Source organism: Bradyrhizobium sp. AZCC 1577, from assembly GCF_036924575.1.
GTDB lineage: Bacteria > Pseudomonadota > Alphaproteobacteria > Rhizobiales > Xanthobacteraceae > Bradyrhizobium.
This window is the reverse complement of sequence record NZ_JAZHRQ010000001.1, coordinates 2,874,176-2,895,132: the sequence shown is the minus strand read 5'-3', so window position 1 is coordinate 2,895,132 and position 20,957 is coordinate 2,874,176. Positions and strand designations below refer to the sequence as shown.

The window sequence follows — 20,957 nt, the reverse complement described above, 5'->3', positions numbered from 1 at the left end:
AGACCGAGGATTTCCCTTACGCGATCAATCGCGGTCGGGACAATGGCCCTCGAAGAGATGCACTCCAAGGTCAAGCGGACGATCGCGCCTGCGGTCGGATGGCGCGGAAAATGGAGGACGTTATGACGTCCTGGCGTGACGACAGGGTCAGGGCAACCCTGATCCGCGATGCAGCGGGAAGCGTCCAGCCGGGCAAGACCCCCCGGACTTTTGCCGAGCTTCTGTTCGGCCACACCAATAGCGAGGATCTCACCAGCTACGATGCCGCGTCCCTCGCCTTCCTGGCGGAACAGGCTTGGGAGCATGTGCAGCAACGCGCGGCAGGCCGTGCCGATATCCGCGTCATCAATCCAATGATGCCGGACGGGCGCGAGATTTCAGTGCTCGAAGTTCTCAACGACAACATGCCCTTCCTCTTCGATTCGACCATGGCGGAACTCGCCGAGCAGGGCATCGAAGTCACGCTGGTCGCCCATCCGATCATAGCCGTCGAGCGCGACGCGTACGGCAAGCTGCTGCGCTTCTATGGCGAAACACTGCCCGAAGGGTCAGAGGGCGAGCGCGAAAGCCTGATCCATCTGCATATCGCCCGTCTCGACGCCGCTGACGACCGGCAGAAACTGATCGACGGCCTCACCAAGACGCTGAACGACGTGCGCGCTTGCGTGACCGACTGGCGAGCCATGCGCGCCCGCGTCGAAGGGGCGATCAAGACCTTGAGCTCCAATCCGCCGCCGCTGCCGATCGACGAGGTCGCCGAAGCCAACCAGTTCCTGCAATGGCTGTGCGCCGACAATTTCACCTTCCTGGGCCTGCGCGAATATCGCTTCTCGCCCGACAGCGCTGCGTCGGACGAGATCAGCAGCGGCGAAGGTCTCGGCATCCTGCGTGATCCTGATGTGAGGGTGCTGCGCCGCGGCACCGAAATGGTGGTGATGACACAGGAAATCCGCGAGTTTATGCGCGAGCCGACACTCCTCATCGTTGTCAAGGCCAATGTCAGCAGCCGCGTCCATCGCCGCGTCCGGATGGACTACGTAGGCATCAAACTGTACACACCGGACGGCCGGCTCGACGGCGAACTGCGCCTCGTCGGTCTGTTCACCTCGGGCGCCTATACTCGTTCGGTGCGACAAATCCCCTACGTCCGCCACAAGGTGGCGCAGGTGCTCGAGCGCGCCGGCTTCGACCCCAACAGCCATTCCGGCAAGGCGCTGCTGCATATCCTCGAAGAATATCCGCGCGACGAGATCGTCCAGGTCGATATCGAGACGCTCTATAATTTCGTCATGGAAGTCCTGATGCTTTATGAGCGCCCTCGCTTGCGGGCGTTGGCACGAGCTGACAAGTTTGACCGCTTCGTCTCCATTCTCGTGTTCATTCCGCGCGAGAAGTATGACACCGACGTACGGACGCGTGTCGCCGCCTTCCTGGCCCAGGAATACAAGGGGACCCTGGCAGCCTCCTACGTGTCCTTCCCCGAAGGTCCGCTTGCGCGCGTCCATTACATCATCGGGCGCTATGAAGGCAAAACGCCCGTCGTCGAGCGCGCCACGCTTGAAGGCGGGATCAGCGCAATCATCGCAACATGGGGCGACAAGCTGAAAGCTGCGCTTGCGACCACCACTGACGGCATGCGGGCTCGCCTGCTCGCGAACCGTTATGCCCGGGCCTTTACCGGCGGCTATACGGAGATCTTCGACGGCTCACAGGCCATCACTGACATCGCCACCATCGAAAAGCTCAGCGCTGCTCGTCCCGTGGCGCTTTCGGTCTACCGCATCGACGGCGATGATCCGACGCGTTTCGGCCTTAAGGTCTTTTCGCGCGGCACGCCGCTATCACTGTCCTATCGCGTCCCGGTAATCGAAAATCACGGCCTGCGCGTCGTCAACGAGCGCACCTACCAGATTACGCCCAGCGCCACGCCTGCACCCGCACCGGTTTGGCTACACGACATGACGATCGAGGCCAATGACGGCAAGCCGATCATTATTACCGCGGAATTCGGCCGTCGCCTGGAAGCCTCGATCATGGCGGTGGTGGGCGATCGCGCCGAATCCGACGGATACAACGCCCTTATCCTGCGCACGCACTTGAGCTGGCGCGAAGTTTCGGCCATCCGCGCCCTCTCCCGCTACCTGCACCAGATCCGCGCTCCGTTCAGCCAGGACTATATGTGGGGGACGTTGCGCAAGAACAGCGCAATCACCACCAGCATCGTCGCGCTGTTCCAGGCTCGCTTCGACCCGCGGCTCGCCGCCACCAATGCCGAGCGCTCGGCGCGGGAGACGGCGCTCCTCGCCGAGATTGAGGGGCAACTCAAATCCGTCGCCTTGTTAGACGAAGACCGCATTCTGCGCCGCTTCACCAATCTGGTGCAGGCCATCGTCCGCACCAACCTGTGGCAAATTGGCCTGGACGGACATCCGCGTCCGGTGATTTCCTTCAAGTTCGACGCCCGCAAAATCGATGACCTGCCGGCTCCGCGACCGCTCTACGAGATCTTTGTCTATTCGCCGCGTCTCGAAGGTATCCATCTACGTTTCGGCAAGGTCGCGCGCGGCGGCCTGCGCTGGTCCGACCGGCCGCAGGATTTCCGCACCGAGATCCTCGGCCTTGTCAAGGCACAGCAGGTCAAGAATGCCGTCATCGTGCCGGTCGGCGCTAAGGGCGGCTTCGTGCCCAAGCGCCTGCCGCCGCCCTCTAATCGCGAGGCCTGGATGGCGGAAGGCACCGAAGCCTATCGCATCTTCGTTCGCTCGCTGCTCGAACTTACCGACAATCTCGATGGCGATGCGATCGTGCCGCCCGACGACACCGTGCGGCACGACGAGGATGATCCCTATCTCGTCGTCGCGGCCGACAAGGGCACGGCGACTTTCTCCGACACCGCCAACGCGATCTCAGTCGAGAAGGGCCATTGGCTCGGTGACGCTTTCGCCTCCGGCGGCAGCCAAGGTTATGACCATAAGAAGATGGGCATCACCGCGCGCGGTGCGTGGGAAGCAGTCAAGCGCCATTTCCGCGAGCTCGGCACCGATATCCAGACCATGCCCTTCACCGTTGCAGGTGTCGGCGATATGTCCGGCGACGTCTTCGGCAATGGCATGCTGCTTTCGCCGGCGACAAGGCTGGTGGCGGCCTTCGACCACCGGGACATCTTCATCGATCCCTCGCCCGACCCTGCCATCAGCCACGCCGAGCGCCTGCGCTTGTTCAACATGCCGCGGTCGAGCTGGCAGGACTACAACAAATCGCTGATCTCGCAGGGCGGCGGCGTGTTCTCGCGTTCGCTCAAAGCGATTCCGCTCGCGCCGGAAGTGCGCACCCTGCTGGATCTCGACAAGCCGCAGGCCACGCCTTTCGAGGTGATGACGGCGATTCTGAAGGCACGCGTCGACCTGCTCTGGTTTGGCGGCATCGGCACCTATGTCCGCGCGTCTACGGAAAGCGACGATCAGGCGGGCGATCGGGCCAATGATCCGATCCGTGTTACCGGTTCTGACATCCGCGCCCGGGTGATCGGCGAAGGTGCCAATCTCGGCGCGACCCAGCGCGGCCGCATCGAAATGGCGCAGAGAGGCGTTAAGCTCAACACCGATGCCATCGACAATTCGGCGGGAGTGAACACTTCCGACGTCGAGGTCAATATCAAGATTGCGCTGGCGCGTCCCGAACGCGAGGGACGCCTCAGTCCGAGTGACCGCAACAGCCTGCTTGCCGCGATGACCGACGAGGTCGGCACGCTGGTGCTTCGCAACAATTACCTTCAGTCGCTGGCGTTGTCGCTGGCCGAACGCAAGGGCGTGGCCGACAATGGCTTCCTTGCCCGCCTGATGCAAGCGCTCGAGCGGAGGGGCCTCCTCGACCGCGCCGTTGAGTTCCTGCCGGACGACGTCGCGATCGCCGCGCGCACCCAGCGCGGCCAGCCCTTTACGCGGCCAGAACTCGCCGTCCTGCTCGCCTATGCCAAGCTTACCCTTTACGATGATCTGCTCGTCACAAGCGTGCCGGACGACCCTTATCTCATCGGCGAATTGTCAAAATATTTCCCGCACGAGATTCGAGACAAGTTCCCCGATTCCATGAAACACCATCGTCTGCGCCGGGAGGTTATCTCCACCAATCTTGCCAATGCCGTAATCAATCGCGGCGGCCCGACCTGCATCGGCCGCCTGATCGATGAGACGGACGCCGATGTATCCACCATCGCCATGGCCTTCGTGGCGGTGGAGGAATCTTATGGTCTCGAGCGGCTGAACAACGCGATTGATGCGCTTGACACGGAGATCAACGGTCAAGTCCAACTCGGCCTCTACGCGGCGATTCAGGATCTCCTGCTCTCCCGCATGATCTGGTATGTGCGCAACGTTGATTTCAAAGCCGGCCTGGATGCGGTCATCTCGCGCTTCGGCCCGAGTATCCGAGAGATCGCCGCCGGGCTCGACAACGCCCTGCCGCAGGACCTGCAGTCTGGCCGCAGCAAGCGGCGACGGGACCTGGTCGATGCCGGCGTCCCCACCGACCTCGCAAACGAACTCGCCGATCTCGACGCCTTGGTCTCCGCACCGGATATCGTGACTGTCGCCGAGCGCACCAGCCGCGCCATCGGCGACGCCGCCACGACCTTCTTCGCTGCCGAGGCCAATTTCCACCTTCATCCCATCATCGTCGCCGCGCGCAGCGTGCCGGCAAACGATCACTTCGAACGTCTCGCCATCGACCGCGCGATTGACCAGATCGCAGCAGCCGAAAGAAGATTGGCCGCGGATATGCTGACAACCGGCCAATGCGGCCAGCAGGCTACCGAGACCTGGCTCGCGGCTCATCCTGAGGCGACGCGCATCCGCCGCTCCGTCGAGGAGATCGCTGTCAGCGGACTGACGCTCGCCAAGCTGACTGTGACGGCGAACCTGCTGGGGGATTTGGTCAAGAGTTGATGGGCGCGCCGCGGCGAGACGAGAGCTGCGATGTCCAGACCATCAACCTGCCGGACCGGATTGCAACAAGTCGCCGGCTTGCGTGCAAAATCGCACGCAATTTCAATAGCTTGACAATCGTTTCCAAATGAAGAGGTAGCCTCTCGCAGGCAGGATCAGTCTTGCAAAATTTGAGGCAACGTGCCGCGCACGTGTCGACCGCGAAGAGCCGGAAACTCGACGCCGATGCGAAAGAACGACAGCGCCGTTGTTGAAAACGAGTTCATATGCGCTGCCGAAAACCCAGGCGCTCCATCCAGTCATGCGCACGTCATGCTTTGCTTATAGCCGGTCATGTTGACAGCAGATTACGCCGCTTGTGGAGTTTACGATGCCCGCCTCGTCCGATCTTCCGGTAGTTGGCGCCGCGTTGACCAGCACGACCCTCGCGTTGCATCGGAACTGGATTCTCGAACGACAACGCGACCTCGAGATCCAGGACTTCTTCGAGGCGGAGACGCTTGACGGCGATTGGCGCGCACAGGTTGAGTCGATCCGCAAGCTTCTCGACGGCTATAAAGGCCGGCTTGGCATTCACGGGCCTTTCTGGGGCTTCAAGATCGACAGCCAGGATCCGCTGATCCGCGCGGTCGTCACCAAGCGTTTGCTTCAGGGGCTCGAGGTTTGCGAAGCCCTTGGCGCAACACAGATGGTCATCCATTCGCCCTACTCGACCTGGGATTACAACAATCTCGATATCAATCCCGGTGCCCGCGCGCGCGTCATCGAGCGCGTCCACGCGACGCTCGGGAATGTCGTGAAGCGCGCCGAAGGCATCGGCTGCGAACTCGTCATTGAAAACATCGAGGACAAGGATCCAATGGACCGTGTGGAACTTGCGAATAGTTTCGCAAGTCCTGCCGTGCGCGTCTCGCTGGATACCGGCCATGCAAACTACGCCCACGGCTCCACCGGCGCTCCGCCCGCCGATTTCTACGTCGATGCCGCTGGCGACGCGCTTGCCCATGTCCACATCCAGGACACCGATGGCTATGCGGACCGGCACTGGCTTCCCGGCGAAGGCAACGTCGGTTGGCCGGCGGTCTTTCGCGCGCTGGGCCGTCTTTCATCCCGTCCGCGCCTGATCATTGAGGTGAAGGACCAGACCAACATCCGCGCAGGCGCGGCGCATCTCGAAGCGCTGGGATTGGTGGTCTGACACGACGGCCGCGCGGCCTGGGCGTGTTGCATCCGGTTCACCTTCGCCGCGATCAGGCAAGGGTCTCGTGCGCGAAATATCGGCTTGCTTTGTCTGAGAAGGAGAAGTCCATGATACGCCCCTCCCGCCGTTCGGTCGTCGGCCTCGGCGCCGCCGCAGCCGGCACGCTGCTGCTGCCACGCTTCGCGATTGGGCAGACTGACAACCGGCCGACGATCACGATCGCGGTGCAGAAGGTCACCAATTCGAACACGCTGGATGTGCTGCGCGAGCAGTCCAACGTCGGAGAGCGCGTGTTCTTCTCCTCGCTGTGGGAGGCGCTGATCGGCAAGAACTGGCGCGGCAGCCTGGAAACAGTCCCCGGTCTCGCCACGGAATGGCGCCGCATCGACGAGCAGACCGTCGAGTTGAAACTGCGTCCGGGCGTGAAGTTTCACAATGGCGACGAGATGACCGCAGAGGACGTCGTGTTCAGCTTCGGCCGTGAGCGCATGTTCGGCAGCACCGAGGCCAAGAACCGCACGACCATCAAGGCGTTCGAACAGATCCCAACGCCCCGCCCCGGCAAGGAACTGCCGCCTGAAGTCTCTGCCACGGCCCGCCGCATCTGGCCGGATCTCCTGCGCGTCGACGCCGTGGACAAATACACGGTGCGCTTCGTCAATGCGACGCCGGACGTAACGCTGGAAGGCCGCCTGTCCCGTTACGGCTCCAACATCTTGAGCCGCCGCGGTTGGGAAGAGGCTGCGAGCTACCTCGACTGGGCGCGCAAGCCGGTCACGACTGGTCCTTACAAGGTCGTCGAGTTCAAACCTGACGTGTCGCTGACGCTGGAGGCCCATGACGAATACTGGGGTGGTCGGCCGCCCCTGAAGCGCATCCGGTTCGTCGAAGTTCCAGAAGTTTCGAGCCGCGTCAACGGACTCATTTCCGGCGACTATCAGTTCGCCTGCGACATTCCGCCGGACCAGATAGCCGGCATCGAGAAGAATGCCGCCTTCGAAGTTCAGGGCGGCACGATCCTCAACCACCGCCTGACCGTGTTCGACAAAAATCATGCGCAGCTCGCCAATCCGCTGGTGCGCCGCGCCTTCACCCATGCGATCGACCGGCAGGCGATCGTCGACAGCCTCTGGTCTGGACGCACGCGCGTACCGCGTGGCCTGCAGTGGGAATATTACGCCGACATGTTCCAGGCCGACTGGACGGTTCCGGAATACAATCCAGCTTTGGCGCAGGATCTCCTCAAGCAGGCGAACTACAAGGGCGATGCAATTCCATACCGGCTGCTCAACAACTACTATACCAACCAGGTGGCGACCGCGCAGATCCTCGTTGAGATGTGGAAGGCCGTCGGCCTCAACGTCCAGATCGAGACCAAGGAAAACTGGACCCAGATCATGGAGCGCTCCAACACCCGCGCGGTGCGTGACTGGTCCAACTCCGCACCGTTCAACGATCCGGTTTCTTCCATCGTCGCGCAGCACGGGCCGAACGGCCAGCAGCAGCAGATCGGCGAATACGCAAATGCCGAAGTCAATACGCTCTCGGAATTTCTGGAAACCTCGACCGACCGCCCCGCGCGCAGGAAGGCCTTTCGCCGCATGCTGGAAATCTGCGAGCGCGAAGACCCCGCCTACACGGTGCTGCACCAGAACGCGGTCTTCACCGCCAAGCCGAAGTCAATCAAATGGAAGGCTGCGCCGGCCTTCGCGATGGATTTCCGCGCCGGCAATTTCGAGGTCTGAAGCCGATGGCGCCGCTGGTCTCGATCGAAAGCCTCACGGTCGCCTTTGATGGGGCAGCGGTGCTGCACGGGATCGATCTGCAGGTCGAGCGCGGCGAAGCGCTCGGCCTAGTCGGCGAGTCCGGATCAGGCAAGTCCGTCACCTGGCTCGCTGCCCTCGGTCTGCTGCCGCCGAAGGCCGCCTCGATTGGCGGCCGCGTCAGGCTGGAAGGAGCCGACATCCTCGGCGCCGCGCCGGTCGAACTCGACCGGGTTCGCGGCGGGCGGATCGCCATGATCTTTCAGGATCCGGCAAGCGCACTCAATCCGGTGTTGTCCATCGGCAAGCAGATCGGTGAAAGCCTCGCACTGCATCGGGGCATCTCCGGCGCGTCGATCCGCTCTGAAGCCCGGCGTCTGCTCGATCTTGTCGGCATTCCCGATCCGGAGCGACGCCTCTCCGCCTATCCGCACGAATTCTCGGGCGGCCAGAACCAGCGCATCATGATTGCCATGGCGCTTGCGGGAGACCCGGACCTGCTGGTCGCCGACGAACCGACGACGGCGCTCGACGCGACAATTCAGTCTCAGATTCTCGAACTGATCGGCAGTGTCCGGCGCGAGATGGGAATGGCGCTAGTGCTCATCAGTCACGACCTCGGCGTCGTTGCGGAAAATTGCGACCGGGTCGCCGTGATGTATGCGGGCCGCATCGTCGAGGAAGCCGCGGCGGACGAGCTATTCGCCGATCCGCGTCATCCTTATACGCGGGGCCTGACGGGCGCGCTGCCGCCGATCGACGGTCCGCGTCGCCGATTGACCGCCATACCCGGCATGGTGCCGAATCCGAAGGCGATGCCGCCAGGCTGCGCGTTCGCGCCGCGCTGCGCTTCGTCCGACCGGCTCTGCGAAAACAAGCCGCCGCTTCTGCGCGCAATCGGCGAACGGCGACGGCTCGCCTGCATGCTGGAGGGCGGTGCTCCGCTGCATTCGCCTGTGCTGGAGGCAGCGGCAGAATGACGGCGCCTCTCGTCAAGGTCGAAGCCGTCGTCCGCAGCTATCGCATGCGAACCGGCATGTTCGGGCGTGTCACAGATGTGCGCGCGGTCGACGGCGTCTCGTTCGACATCCAACGCGGCGAAACACTCGGTCTCGTCGGCGAGTCCGGTTCCGGCAAGTCGACCACTGGGCGGATGGTTCTCGGGCTCGAAGCGCCTGACAGCGGCTCGGTCGCCTTCGAACGGGCGGCAATGACGACGATCGGATCTCCGGCATGGCGCTCTCAACGTGCCCGCATGCAAATGATATTTCAGGACCCCCTCGGAGCACTCGATCGCCGCTGGACGATCGCGAGACAAGTTCGCGAACCGTTCGACATCCACGCTATCGGTGACGATGCCTCCCGCGCAGCGCGCACCGACGAACTGCTCCGTTCGGTCGGCCTCTCGCACGATCAAGGGCTGCGATATCCGCACGAGCTCTCCGGCGGTCAGCGGCAACGGGCGGTAATTGCGCGAGCGCTGGCAACGCGGCCGGACTTCCTGGTCTGCGACGAACCGGTCAGCGCGCTCGATGTATCGATCCAGGCCCAGGTCATCAACCTGCTGATCGACCTGCAGGCGGAACTAGGCCTCACCATGCTGTTCATCAGCCACGACTTGCGCGTCGTGCGACAGATCAGCAAGCGGGTCGCGGTGATGTATCTTGGCCGTATCGTTGAGCTCGGCGACGCGGACCACCTCTTCGCCACCCCGCAGCACCCCTATACACGCGCGCTGGTCTCCGCATCGCCGGCACCAGGGCGACGCAGTAACAAGCGGATCGTTCTGACCGGCGATCCGCCAAATCCCGCCGCCCGTCCGCGCGGCTGCGCCTTTCACCCGCGCTGTTCTCACGCCTTCGCACGCTGCCGCGTGGAATCGCCGACACTCGTTGAGATCTCACCCGACCGCAGCGTTGCCTGCCATTTGATCGATACCGGGACCGTCCCGGCCGCCTCGGAGGCCGCCGCCTGATGCTGCGATTTTTCGCCGTCCGCATTGCCCGCGCAATGCTCACCATCACGCTGGTCGTCACCTTCGCCTTCGTCGTGCTGCGCCTTTCCGGTGATCCGGCGCTGATCATCATGGGACCGGAAGCGCCGCCGGAGGTGATCGCCGCCTTCCGCAAGGCCTGGGGACTCGATGACCCGATCTGGATGCAGTATCTCGACTATTTCGGGGCGATCGCTCGTGGCGAACTCGGCCGCTCGATGCGGGACGGGCGACCGGCGATCGAACTGGTCGCGGAGCGGATTCCGGCGACGCTGGTTCTCACAATTCCGGCGCTGCTCCTCAAGCTTGGCATCGGCATTCCTGCCGGCATCCTTGCCGCGCTCTACCGCGGCCGCATCATCGACCGCGTGGTGATGGCCGCGGCCGTGGCCTGCTTCACCGTCCCGAGCTTCGTTCTCGGCCTCGTGCTCGTCCTCATCTTCGCGGTACAGCTCGGCTGGTTACCCTCTGGTGGTCAGGATAGCTGGCGGCATGCCATCCTGCCCATCATCACGCTCGGTATCGGCGGCGCTGCGGTGCTGGCGCGCTTCACCCGCAGCGCGATGCTGGAGGTGCTTGGTCAACCCTATGTGCGGACGGCATCGGCCAAGGGTCTCGCATGGCGCGCGGTCGTCGCCCGGCATGCGCTGCCAAATGCGGCGATCCCCACCGTGACGATCGTCGGCTTTATGGTGGGGACGCTGATCGCCGGTGCCGTCGTCGTCGAAAGCGTATTTTCCTGGCCGGGCGTTGGCAGGCTGCTGGTGGTCGCGGTAGCCAACCGCGATCTCGCGGTGGTCCAATGTGTCCTGCTGCTGGTAGCTGCGACGATGGTCGCCTCAAATCTGGCCGTCGATTTCCTCTACGGATTCCTCGACCCGCGGCTGCGGACCGGAACACAGGCGGGAGCGCATTGAGATGGTCGACCTGTCGCTTCCGCAGCAGCGCGCCGCCCGTCGACGTCTCTCGCTGCCGAAAATTCCGACTGCGGTGGTGATGGCGATTGTCTGGATTCTAGCAATCCTTGTCGTCGCACTGCTTGCAGACACCATCGCGCCCTACAGCCTGACCCGAATGGACCTGAAGAACCGGCTGTCGATGCCCGGCAATGCGGCGCATTGGCTTGGGACCGACGAACTCGGCCGCGATGTGCTCTCGCGCCTGCTATTCTCGATCCGGATTTCGTTGTTGATCGCCTTTGGCGCGACGGCGATCTCCGCCGTGCTTGGCACCTTGCTCGGCTTCCTGGCAGCGCATTTCCGCGGCCTGATCGAACAGATTGTGCTCATGCTGGCTGATTTTCAGGCCAGCATGCCGTTCCTGATCCTGGCGCTCGCCGTGCTGGCCTTCTTTGGCAGTTCGTTGCCGCTCCTCGTATGTCTCATGGGGCTCCATGGCTGGGAGCGCTACGCGCGGATTGCGCGCGGCCTTGCTATCTCGGCCGCGGCACAGGGCTATGCGGGAGCTATCAGGCAACTCGGCGCGACGCCGTCCCGGATCTATGTCCGGCACATTCTTCCCAACATCGCATCTACCCTGATCGTCTCGATGACGCTGGTATTCCCGGAAGTGATCCTGCTCGAATCCGGGCTGTCGTTTCTGGGCCTCGGCGTGCAGCCGCCAATGACCAGCCTCGGCAACATGGTCGGCTATGCCCGCGAATATCTTGGCCGCGCACCGTGGATCATGCTTGCCCCGGCCACGACCATCGTCCTGACGACCCTTGCCGTCTCGATCATCGGCGACTGGCTGCGCGACAAGCTTGATCCAACCCTGAAATAGCCCCTCTGCTTCCGGATATCGTCATGCCCCACCCCATCGTCGTCACCGTCATTTGCGACGGCCACAGGCCGGATTTTGTCTCTGACGAGACGACCCCGCACATGGCTCGCCTAAGGCGTGAAGGAACGTGGTTCGCAAATCACCGGGGAATTTTTCCATCGGCCACTCGCGCCTCCTCTGCCTCGATCGCCACCGGCTCATGGCCACGATCGCATGGCCTGCGCGGCAATACCGTCGCGCTGCCTGTGGTCGACGGGCATGAAGTCCATGACGCCGGCAAACCGGCGTTCTACGATACCTATCGCGATCACTTCGGCCGCCTGTTGGCGCGCCGATCATTGGCCGAACGCGTGGCACCTCTCAACGGCGCCGTCCTGTGCTCCAACGTCTCGCCCGGAGCGGCTTTCTTCCATGATTCGTACGGTCACGGAACCTTGCTGCATCGCGAGCTGTCTTACGCTCCGGGGCGACAGCCTCTCAAGGAGACGATCGATGCGCCGCCTGGAAGCATCGGTGATGCCTTGCTGACAGATCGCTTTCTTGCCGAGCTCGCCTCGAATCCGCCTTCGATCGCCACCTTGTGGTTATCCGAACCGGACAAGACGATGCACGCATTTCCACTTGGCTCGCCGGAGCATCTCCTCGCGCTGCGTGCGGTCGATGATCATGTCGGCGCGGTTGGTGAGGCAGTCGAACGGCTGCGGGATAACGGCCACGATGTTCTCCTTTTGATAGGCTCCGATCACGGACATGAATCCGTGACGGAAACAGTTCCGGTCGAGCGCCGACTGTTCGAGGCTGGATTCAAGAGTTCGCTCGAAAGCTCCGAAATTGCCGTCGCGCCGCAGGGCTCATCTGCTTTCATTCACTTTGGTGGCAGCGCATTGTCGCGCCGCGGCGAGGTCGCCTCCTGGCTCGGCGAACAGCCCTGGGCTGGCCGCATCATATCCGGCGAGGACCTTGCCGAACTGGGCCAGATCCCCGGCGACGATCTGCTGGCCGTCGATATGGCGAAGAGCTCGGGCTCAAACAGCAACGGCGTTCCCGGCCTGACCGCCATGGCAGTGCGGTTTTCCGAACAGGAGGACGCGACCCGTCGAGACCGCGGTATGCATGGCGGTCTGGGCGCTTACGAAACGCAGCCAACGCTGATCGCGGTAGGGCGTGGCTTTGAGGCAGGCGCGTCGTACACGAGAACGAGCCGCATCATCGACATCGCGCCGACGGCACTGGCGCATCTCGAACTTCCTTTGGACGAGTTCGACGGAACTGCGCTGCAGAAGTGGCCGTAGCCCCGTGCACACGCTCCGCCGCCGTCAAGCACGCGCCCCCCAAATTGCGCCAACGCCATGGAGATAAGACGATATGGTCAGCATGACGCGCGACGCCGTTTAGTTCGATTCTCGACCGAGCTTCAGAAGCTCCATTTCCAAACGCGGCCAGAAATTCGGCTGAGAACAGAGCTGTTTATCTAACGAACTCAGGACCTTGAGCCGCTGGCTGGGGCGGGAGGGATCGAACCTCCGAATGGCGGAATCAAAATCCGCTGCCTTACCGCTTGGCTACGCCCCAAAAGGCCTGGCCGGGACACGGGACCGATCGATGCAATCCGTGTCCGGCACCGCCGGTCTATAGAGGGAGCCCCGCCATTTCAACAGGCAGCGGGGGCGAATTTCACCCAAAATCAGCTCCCTCGACGTGACCCTCTATAAAGGGTCACTATAAAGGGTCACTGCTTCGGGTCTCCCGAGCCGGTTTCTCGCGCCCGGGCGGGAGCGATACCGCCCACCGGAGAGTTGAGAGAACCCCGGTTTCGTGGGAAGACGGCGGCAGCTCACTAGCCAAAAAGCGAGATTTTCGTCATGACTTACCGCGCGCCGATCTCCGACATCCTGCTCGCGCTCAACCACGGTGCCGGCCTGCAGGCGGCCGTGAAGGCCGGCCATTACGGCGATTTCGACGCCGAGATCGCCGCCGCCGTGCTGGAGGAAGCCGGCAAATTCGCCGGCGACGTGCTGGCGCCGCTGAACCGGGTGGGCGACGAACACGGCATCAAGCTTGCCGACAACAAGGTGACGACCGCGCCTGGCTGGCCCGATGCCTATCAGCGCTGGGCCGCCGCCGGGTGGAACGCGGTATCGGGCCCCGAAGCGTTTGGCGGCCAGGGCTTGCCGCTCGCCATCAACGCCGCCTGCACCGAAATCTGGAGCGCGTCGAACATCGCCTTCGGCCTCTGCCCGCTGCTCACGCTCTCGGCGATCGAGGCGCTCGACGCCCATGGCAGCGAGGAACTGAAAAAGATCTATCTGCAAAAACTCGTGTCCGGCGAATGGACCGGCACCATGCAGCTCACCGAGCCGCAGGCCGGCTCCGACGTCGGCGCGCTGCGCACCCGTGCCGAGCGCGCGCCCGACGGCAGCTATCGCATCAAAGGGACTAAGATCTTCATCACCTATGGCGACCACGACATGACCGACAACATCGTGCATTTCGTGCTGGCGCGCCTGCCCGATGCGCCCGCTGGCACCAAGGGGATTTCGCTGTTTTTGATTCCGAAATTCCTCGTCAATGCCGACGGCTCGCTCGGGAAGCGCAACGACATCTATCCGTCCGGCGTCGAGCACAAGCTCGGCATGCACGCCTCCCCCACCTGCACCATGACGATGGGCGATCATGGCGGCGCCATAGGCTACCTGATCGGCGAGGAAAACAAGGGCATGCTCTGCATGTTCACAATGATGAACCAGGCCCGCCTCGGCGTCGGCCTCGAAGGCGTCGGCATTGCGGACCGCGCCTATCAGCAGGCGCTGGCCTTTGCGCAAGAACGTAAACAGGGCCGCGCGATCGGCAAGAAGGGCGACGGGCTCGATCCGATCATCGTGCATCCCGACGTCAAGCGCATGCTGTTGCAGATGCGCAGCATGACGGCCGCGGCGCGCTCGATCTGCTACGCGACGGCAGTAGCGCTCGATATCTCCGCTCGCGCCAAGGACCCGAAGGTACGCGCCGATGCGGCCGCGCGCGGCGCGCTGCTGACGCCGATCGCAAAGGCATTCTCCACCGATATCGGCAACGAGGTGACGTATCTCGGCGTGCAGATTCATGGCGGCATGGGCTTCATCGAGGAGACCGGCGCCGCGCAGCATTATCGCGACGCGCGCATCACCTCGATCTACGAGGGCACCAACGGCATCCAGTCGATCGACCTCGTCACGCGCAAACTCGCGGCGAATGGCGGCGCATCGGTGTGGGCGCTGCTCGACGAACTCGGCGGCATCGTCAAGCAGGTCGAAACCTCGAACGATCCCGCCTTCGGCACGACCGGCGCGAAGCTGCGCGAGGCGCTCGGCTCGCTCGAGCGCGCCAGCAAGTGGCTCCTGGAGCGCGTGGTGTCTGCGCCGAACGACGCACTCGCCGGCGCCACACCTTATCTGCGCCTGTTCGGCTCGACGCTCGGCGGCTGCATGCTGGCCGGCGAAGCGCTGGCCGCGAAGAGCCATGGCGATGCCGGCGATCCGCAGCGCTACGTGACGGTTGCGCGGTTCTTTGCGGAAAATATTACCGTGCAGGCGGGATCGCTGGAGAAGACGGTGACCGACAGTGCCGATGCGGTGAACGGCGCGGACGCGGCATTGCTGGGGTAAGTCCCTGTCGGTACCGCACACAAGTCCCAAAAATACACAATAAGTTCCATTGTGCCGCTCGTGGTTTTGAAGCAACACCCTTAAAAAAACAGATAATCCCGTAGTCTCCGGCCGTTGCGAATTGATTTCGCAATCCGAAGAATGAACCCTGTCGCGTGCTTGTGTAATCAGGCTCATGCGGAGCCTTGGGAGGCCGGATCATGGACCCCTGGCAATTGGCGACGACGGCGCAGCGCCGCATCAACGTTCTCGCGGCCCTGGCTCTCGTGAGCTGGATTCTCGTTTGTCTCGCTGGCTTCGATTCGGCTTCCACCGAACGCGTCAGCGTTTCTGTCGTCCGCGCTTCCACCAAGAATGCTGCTGCTTCCATCGAGAAGGCCGAGGCGCCTTCAGTCGTGGAACGTCAAGAGCCATCTCTCACCGCAACCGCCGCGCCTACGCACACGCCGCCTGTGATCGCCCTGGCAAGCGCCGCCATCGATGCCATCGATGTGCCGATCCCTATCGCATCCGTGATCGAGAAAGCGCCTGACACAACGAAAGCTCCTGATACGTCGAAAGCTCCTGACACGACCGCGAACTCGGATGAGCCGAAACCTGTTGTCGTGGCCGCGCTGACCGATCCGGCGGAGATACTGCCGCCGGAAGTTTCTTCCGCCGAGGTTGCGACGACGATCACGCCCGATTCCGCACCCGACAATGCCGTGCAGGCTGTGCGCACCATCGAAATCAACGAGGAATGCCTGGTCGCGGAGCCCTGCATCGATCGCTATTTGTGGGCTCTCTACGAGCGCGCGCCCAAGATCGACGCCATCAAGGTGCATGAGCGGAGGAAAGTGACGGTCAAGCGGAAGGGCAAGACGGTGACCGTCACCAAAACCTTTACCAGGCGTGTCGACGAGGATTTTACCTGGAAGGACCCGAAGGCCGCGGAAAGAGCCGGCATGACCATGATGGACTACGTCATCGGCGGCATGGACAAGAGCTTCAAGCTAAAGCTCTTTCATATGCTCCACGCGGCCGAGCAGGCCGGGCTCTCGCCCGGCATCACCAGCGCATTTCGCGATGACTACCGTCAAGCAATCGCCAGCGGCCTGAAGGCGGCAAGCGATCGGTCCTACCATGGCGGGAGTTTGCGTGGCGGCTACGGCCGCGGACTCGCGGCTGACCTGGTGAGCGTCAAGGGCGCAAGCCGGGCGCAGCGATGGGTCTCCACGGAAAAGTTCTGGAAATGGATCGACGAGCACGGCAAGGAATTTGGAATCGGACGTCCCTACCTCGACCGGGATCCGCCGCACGTCGGTCCGATCGACGGCAAGGAGTACGCCTCTCGCCGCGGCGGAACGAAGACGCAAGACGCGCAAGCGAGTGCAAAGAAGCGCGTCCGTGTGACCGCACGGCACGATCACAAGCGGCACGATCACAAGGCAGCAAAACCGGCGAAGACCGCGAAATTGTCGAAAGGCAGGACCATGTAACCGGTCCAAGGGACGCGCTTACCGCCATTGGAGGAAGCGCGTAGCCCGCATGACCTCAGCGACATGCGGGACCGAATGAAGTTGACGTGTACTCCTTAGCGTCGCGAACTGGCCGCAGCGACCGTCAAGGCGATCGCTGCGGGATCGCAGCAGAGCACCATCAACAATATCAGCCAGCGAACCGCGGCTTCGGGTGCGGCACCGACCATCATCGCGAGATACTGGATCGGTCCTGCGGATGCCTCGATGCGCGAACGTTCGCCGGCCAGCGCCGCGCGTTGCGCCTGCAGTCCAACCAGCGTTGCGGTGGCCGTCTGGCGCTGCGTATCCAGCCCGTCCCGCGTCGCGCGCTCCTGTGTTGCGATGTTGATAGCCCGCGTCACCCGGCCGCGCCGTGTCGATTCATCCACGGCACGGTCGATTTGCGCGATGCGGTTGGCCAAATCGGCCACGACAGCCGATTGCGCCGAGACGCGGGCGTCGAGCGATTCGATGCGCTCGGTGACGCCGGAGCGCGCCGTGGCCGCGACGCTGACATGCGCCTCGACCAGCTTGCCGAACACGCCGGCGGCGTTGATCAGCGCAAGCCCGGCAACGAGCGCGACCATGACGAAACGCATTTTCCAGTTGGTCCGGCGCCAATGCGCCGCCAGCCATCCGGCGATCACCAGCTTGCCGGCCTCCATCGTGGCGGCAAGCACCATCACGGCAACCGGATCACCGGGAAATATTTCGGCCATGCCAGCGACTGAAAAATAGGCCGCAACCGTTGCCAGCGCGAGGGCCGCGGCAATGGCAAAGGTCCGGCTGGTGCGCTCGCTCCTTGGTGGGGCGGGAACGGGAGAAACGATCTCAGGCACAGCAGGCGCGGCGGAAACCGGCGGTGGCTCAAGCGGCGCGCTGGGCACCTCCGGCTCGCTACTGATCTCAGTAGCCTTGACTTCCGTTGCCTGGTCTTCCGTTGCTTTGACTTCCGTTGCCTTGGCCTTAGTCGCCCTGCCGGCCTTGGCACGCCCCGCCGCTGGAGCGGAGCGGCCACGTTTCTTTGCTGCTGGGGGCGTCTTGCCGGACGGTTCAGTGCTGAACTCTTCCGCCGGTGTCGCCACCAATCTGGGGGCGCGAGGTGAGGCATTGGCCCAGGCATCAAGCTGATGCCTGATGCGCGCAGCATCATTGTCGCCGTCCGTCAGTTCGGTCGCGGAGATCGCTCGCGTGGTTGCACGGCCTGTCATGGAGCCCTCGGAACCACGGCGACAACTGTCCCTGACTCGTGATCGTTGGCAACGTTTTCGACTTGCTCGCCAATCGCAAACTTCGACATCGAAAACTCCTTCTGGATTCGTCGATGCGATTATATCTCCACGAGCGGGCCGTAGCTGCTCAACGATTCGCCCTCCGGAATTTAGGACGCCGGTTGTTGCACGAATGTCTCATCCTGCTCGTCGCGCGAAACCGCCTCACACGTTACGCGCGAGGCGAACATGGCGCGATGTCAGGATTGAGTCCGAAATGTTGTCGAGAAGAAAATCAGTCGGACAATCCAAATCTTCCATGCGGCTGAGCGTCATTACGTTCCGAACAACGCCATGCATAACTGTTGCTGCATAATGACAGTCGGGCTAATCCGCCGCCGAGACCGTAGTTCTACGCTTTGCGAATCGCCCACGCCCGGATTCTACTTTCACCGCAATTGTTTCCCTTGAGCGTTCGACTAGATCGTCCCCGCGCCGAAAAGGCGCGGCTTTGCAGTGCGTAGTTTTACGGGCCGATTTCCTTAAAGGCCGGGCGCGCACCCTGCTGGCACGAACCCTGCATGGCGTGAGCGAACCGGGTATTCAGCAACGAAGGTCACCCATGCTCGTTACTCTCGTCGCCGTTCTCTGCAACAGCCAACTCTGTCTCGAAAAAATCGTCACCACCAGTGACCAGTCCGGCATCACCATGAGCGCCTGCGCGGTCAACGCGCAGATTGGAATCGCCGACTGGCTCGCCAAGGGGCCGTATCGCGAATGGCGATTGCAGCGCTACAAGTGCGTGCTCGGAAAGTACGTTCCGAAAAACGAAGCCTGAGGCGCCGCAGGCTGCCTCACGCCGGCGCGGTTCTTTGCCTGATATAACGAACTTGTTTGCGTCAACGTTCGTAAGCATGATCTCGCCTTCTCGCGGCGCGGCTAGCGCCCGAGGTTTGCATGGACCTTTTCCCTCAGAACAGAGGGAGCAGGGAATGCCGGGTGCTTGCTGCACCCGCGGTCTCGTGTGCAAGAGATGGAGTGAGATGCGCACACGAGCATACAGGTACAGCCGGAGCACTCCGGCATTCCCTGCGCAATGGTTTGACGGCTTATGCCGTGCTCTCCCTGGAGACGAATTCCTCTTGCCTCCATCACTGCCGGCTTGATGACGAGATCGATCCGGTTGGATCAAATTCGCCACCGGCAGCTTGGCACCAGCCACGGGTGTCAGGACCACACGGTTTTGCCGTACGCTTCAGCGCCGTACGTCTTGCGCGCCGTGTTCGCTCACGGATAACCGCCCTGCAAACACCTTCTCGCGCCTAACGCTGCCGCGTCCACCGCATCCCACCCCGCGTCCGTGACGATCGCGATCCGCCCCTCGTGAGGAATGAGACGGCGGAATTTCTAATGCTGATTTGGGGTGATCGAAAAGGAAATTGTTTTTTCGGAAGGGACTGGACGGGGCAAATCACGTTGAAATGGCTTGGAAAATTAACTTTTTGGCGCAACGTTCGAGGGCGGCGATCATGATAGCGGGTACTTCTTCGTGAGCATGCAACCGGGTTGAAGTCGATGCAGATACTTCTGAGGATGCGCAGGACGATGTCGGGTAGCGAGCTAGACGAAGCGATCGCGAGCGTGGTGGCAGATCAAGCGGTGACGCGCGAACATTACCTTCGCAGGAATTGGCAAAGACGGGAGGAGAACGCGGCCAAGTTCAGAGCGCGATAGGCTGGCATTGCTGGCTAGGCGCGACCAAATGATGTGCAACCTTTTGAGCAACTTCAGGCTTGGGCGCTTCTGCCGCCTACTTTTGTCCGTTGCCGAGTGTAAAGCTGGACCTAAGCGTCTGTTTCCGTTTTTCAGTCATGGCCAACGGCATCACTGAGGTCATCACGCCCCGACCTTACACAGGAGCGCTGGTTTCAAGCGGCGTTGATGGCCATTTCCTTCCAAGCCGGTTCTCGACGAACCGGAGCTGCTTGTTGTCGCAAGAGTAGATATACCGCCGCGCCTGCGAGGCGACGCGGTCATTGACCTGCTTCATCAAGGCTATGGGGTTCATGTTGCGGATCATGTTCTCGGTCTCTTCATTGTTGGTCGCAACGAAAAGCATGCGCGGCCCAATCGGAATGGACAGATGGTCGGTCGGTTTCACGAGTCCGTTGGTCATGATGATCGGCCGGTCCGAAGTGAGCAGCGGGAAGCGCTCATTGTTGAACGTCACGATAGCCCAGCGCATCTGGTTCAATCGGCCGCCCATGAGAGGGCTATCGATCACCTCCTGCATCGCGATCGCGCTCGCGCGGCCGGCGGGATGAAATTCAAGGCGCGCGATGTGCGCGGCATAGGTCTCGGGGTCGTCCTGACCTCGAATCTCTCGATACCTCTTTTCCGCTTCCTCGTTGTTCGGGTCGAAAAAGCCCAAGACCTCAGCGGCCATGCGCGCGACGTATTCGGGATTGCGCAACATCAGGGAAATGACGAAACGCGACCAGGCGCTCCGGGATTTGGAATCCCAATCGATGTGCTCCCCAGCGCGCATGCGCTGAAGCACTTTCGCGGCCTGATCGTCAGTGACCTTGAGAAATTTGCGTTCGATATACTCAGAAACCGTCGGGTCGTTCTGCGGCACGGTGTAAAGCCCGCGAACGTATCCGGTCGCGTCCGGGTGCTTCCATTGCGGCTTCACTTCCTGGTAGGGACGGGCATATTCACACAAACGACCGTCCGGCCCAGCCCACGCACATGTGTAAAGGGACGGGATGTAATGATGCTTTTCACCTTTCCCTGCCGCCGCGCCAATAACCAGCTCGGCAGCGTTGATCTGAAGCACAGCGCTGACCCTTCGGACGGGCCGCGGTAAGTACAGTGATTCCTGCAATCCGTCTACGTCAGCGAATCTGACCTAATGACTG

The 20,957-nt window shown here is 62.5% G+C and carries 13 protein-coding genes and 1 tRNA gene; 11 read left to right on the top strand and 3 right to left on the bottom strand.

What is annotated here, in order from left to right; genetic code table 11:
* Positions 1–110: 110 nt before the first annotated feature.
* The 8 genes from V1278_RS13440 (at position 111) to V1278_RS13405 (ending at position 12,974) form a co-directional block, all read left to right on the top strand.
* Positions 111–4,943 (top strand): NAD-glutamate dehydrogenase, encoded by a 4,833-nt coding sequence (locus tag V1278_RS13440; protein ID WP_334381058.1) that lies wholly within the window; start codon positions 111–113, stop codon positions 4,941–4,943.
* A 370-nt stretch (positions 4,944–5,313) separates the two neighbouring features.
* On the top strand, positions 5,314–6,141 hold the full coding sequence (locus tag V1278_RS13435) for a sugar phosphate isomerase/epimerase family protein (protein ID WP_247830608.1): 828 nt from the start codon (positions 5,314–5,316) through the stop codon (positions 6,139–6,141).
* A 110-nt stretch (positions 6,142–6,251) separates the two neighbouring features.
* On the top strand, positions 6,252–7,889 hold the full coding sequence (locus V1278_RS13430) for an ABC transporter substrate-binding protein (protein WP_334364179.1): 1,638 nt from the start codon (positions 6,252–6,254) through the stop codon (positions 7,887–7,889).
* 5 nt (positions 7,890–7,894) lie between these two features.
* Entirely contained in the window at positions 7,895–8,887 is a 993-nt protein-coding gene (locus V1278_RS13425; protein ID WP_334364180.1) for an ABC transporter ATP-binding protein, read from the top strand.
* A complete protein-coding gene (locus V1278_RS13420) occupies positions 8,884–9,882 on the top strand; it encodes an ABC transporter ATP-binding protein (RefSeq protein WP_334381057.1) in 999 nt (332 codons plus the stop codon). The genes V1278_RS13425 and V1278_RS13420 overlap by 4 nt, the downstream gene beginning before the upstream one ends.
* Positions 9,882–10,817 (top strand): ABC transporter permease, encoded by a 936-nt coding sequence (locus V1278_RS13415; protein ID WP_334381056.1) that lies wholly within the window; start codon positions 9,882–9,884, stop codon positions 10,815–10,817. The genes V1278_RS13420 and V1278_RS13415 overlap by 1 nt, the downstream gene beginning before the upstream one ends.
* Position 10,818: 1 nt before the next feature.
* A complete protein-coding gene (locus tag V1278_RS13410) occupies positions 10,819–11,682 on the top strand; it encodes an ABC transporter permease (protein WP_334364183.1) in 864 nt (287 codons plus the stop codon).
* A gap of 23 nt (positions 11,683–11,705) precedes the next feature.
* On the top strand, positions 11,706–12,974 hold the full coding sequence (locus V1278_RS13405) for an alkaline phosphatase family protein (RefSeq protein ID WP_334381055.1): 1,269 nt from the start codon (positions 11,706–11,708) through the stop codon (positions 12,972–12,974).
* 205 nt (positions 12,975–13,179) lie between these two features.
* Here the strand turns inward: V1278_RS13405 and V1278_RS13400 are convergent.
* Positions 13,180–13,254 (bottom strand) — tRNA-Gln (locus tag V1278_RS13400).
* A 290-nt stretch (positions 13,255–13,544) separates the two neighbouring features.
* Here V1278_RS13400 and V1278_RS13395 point away from each other — a divergent pair.
* Both V1278_RS13395 and V1278_RS13390 read left to right on the top strand, forming a co-directional pair.
* The gene (locus V1278_RS13395; RefSeq protein WP_334381054.1) at positions 13,545–15,326 is read left to right on the top strand and encodes an acyl-CoA dehydrogenase; all 1,782 of its coding nucleotides are present in this window, start codon (positions 13,545–13,547) and stop codon (positions 15,324–15,326) included.
* Positions 15,327–15,526: 200 nt separating this feature from the next.
* On the top strand, positions 15,527–16,804 hold the full coding sequence (locus V1278_RS13390) for a hypothetical protein (RefSeq protein ID WP_334381053.1): 1,278 nt from the start codon (positions 15,527–15,529) through the stop codon (positions 16,802–16,804).
* 95 nt (positions 16,805–16,899) lie between these two features.
* Here V1278_RS13390 and V1278_RS13385 read toward each other — a convergent pair whose 3' ends face one another.
* On the bottom strand, positions 16,900–18,036 hold the full coding sequence (locus V1278_RS13385) for a hypothetical protein (protein WP_334381052.1): 1,137 nt from the start codon (positions 18,034–18,036) through the stop codon (positions 16,900–16,902).
* Between the two features lie 622 nt (positions 18,037–18,658).
* On the opposite strand from V1278_RS13385, the gene V1278_RS13380 reads away from it, so the two are divergent.
* A complete protein-coding gene (locus V1278_RS13380) occupies positions 18,659–18,874 on the top strand; it encodes a hypothetical protein (RefSeq protein ID WP_057843360.1) in 216 nt (71 codons plus the stop codon).
* A 1,071-nt stretch (positions 18,875–19,945) separates the two neighbouring features.
* On the opposite strand, the gene V1278_RS13375 is transcribed toward V1278_RS13380, so the two are convergent.
* Positions 19,946–20,875 carry a DUF4238 domain-containing protein gene (locus V1278_RS13375; protein WP_334381051.1) on the bottom strand — a complete coding sequence of 310 codons (930 nt, stop codon included), beginning with the start codon at positions 20,873–20,875 and terminating at the stop codon, positions 19,946–19,948.
* Positions 20,876–20,957: the final 82 nt, after the last annotated feature.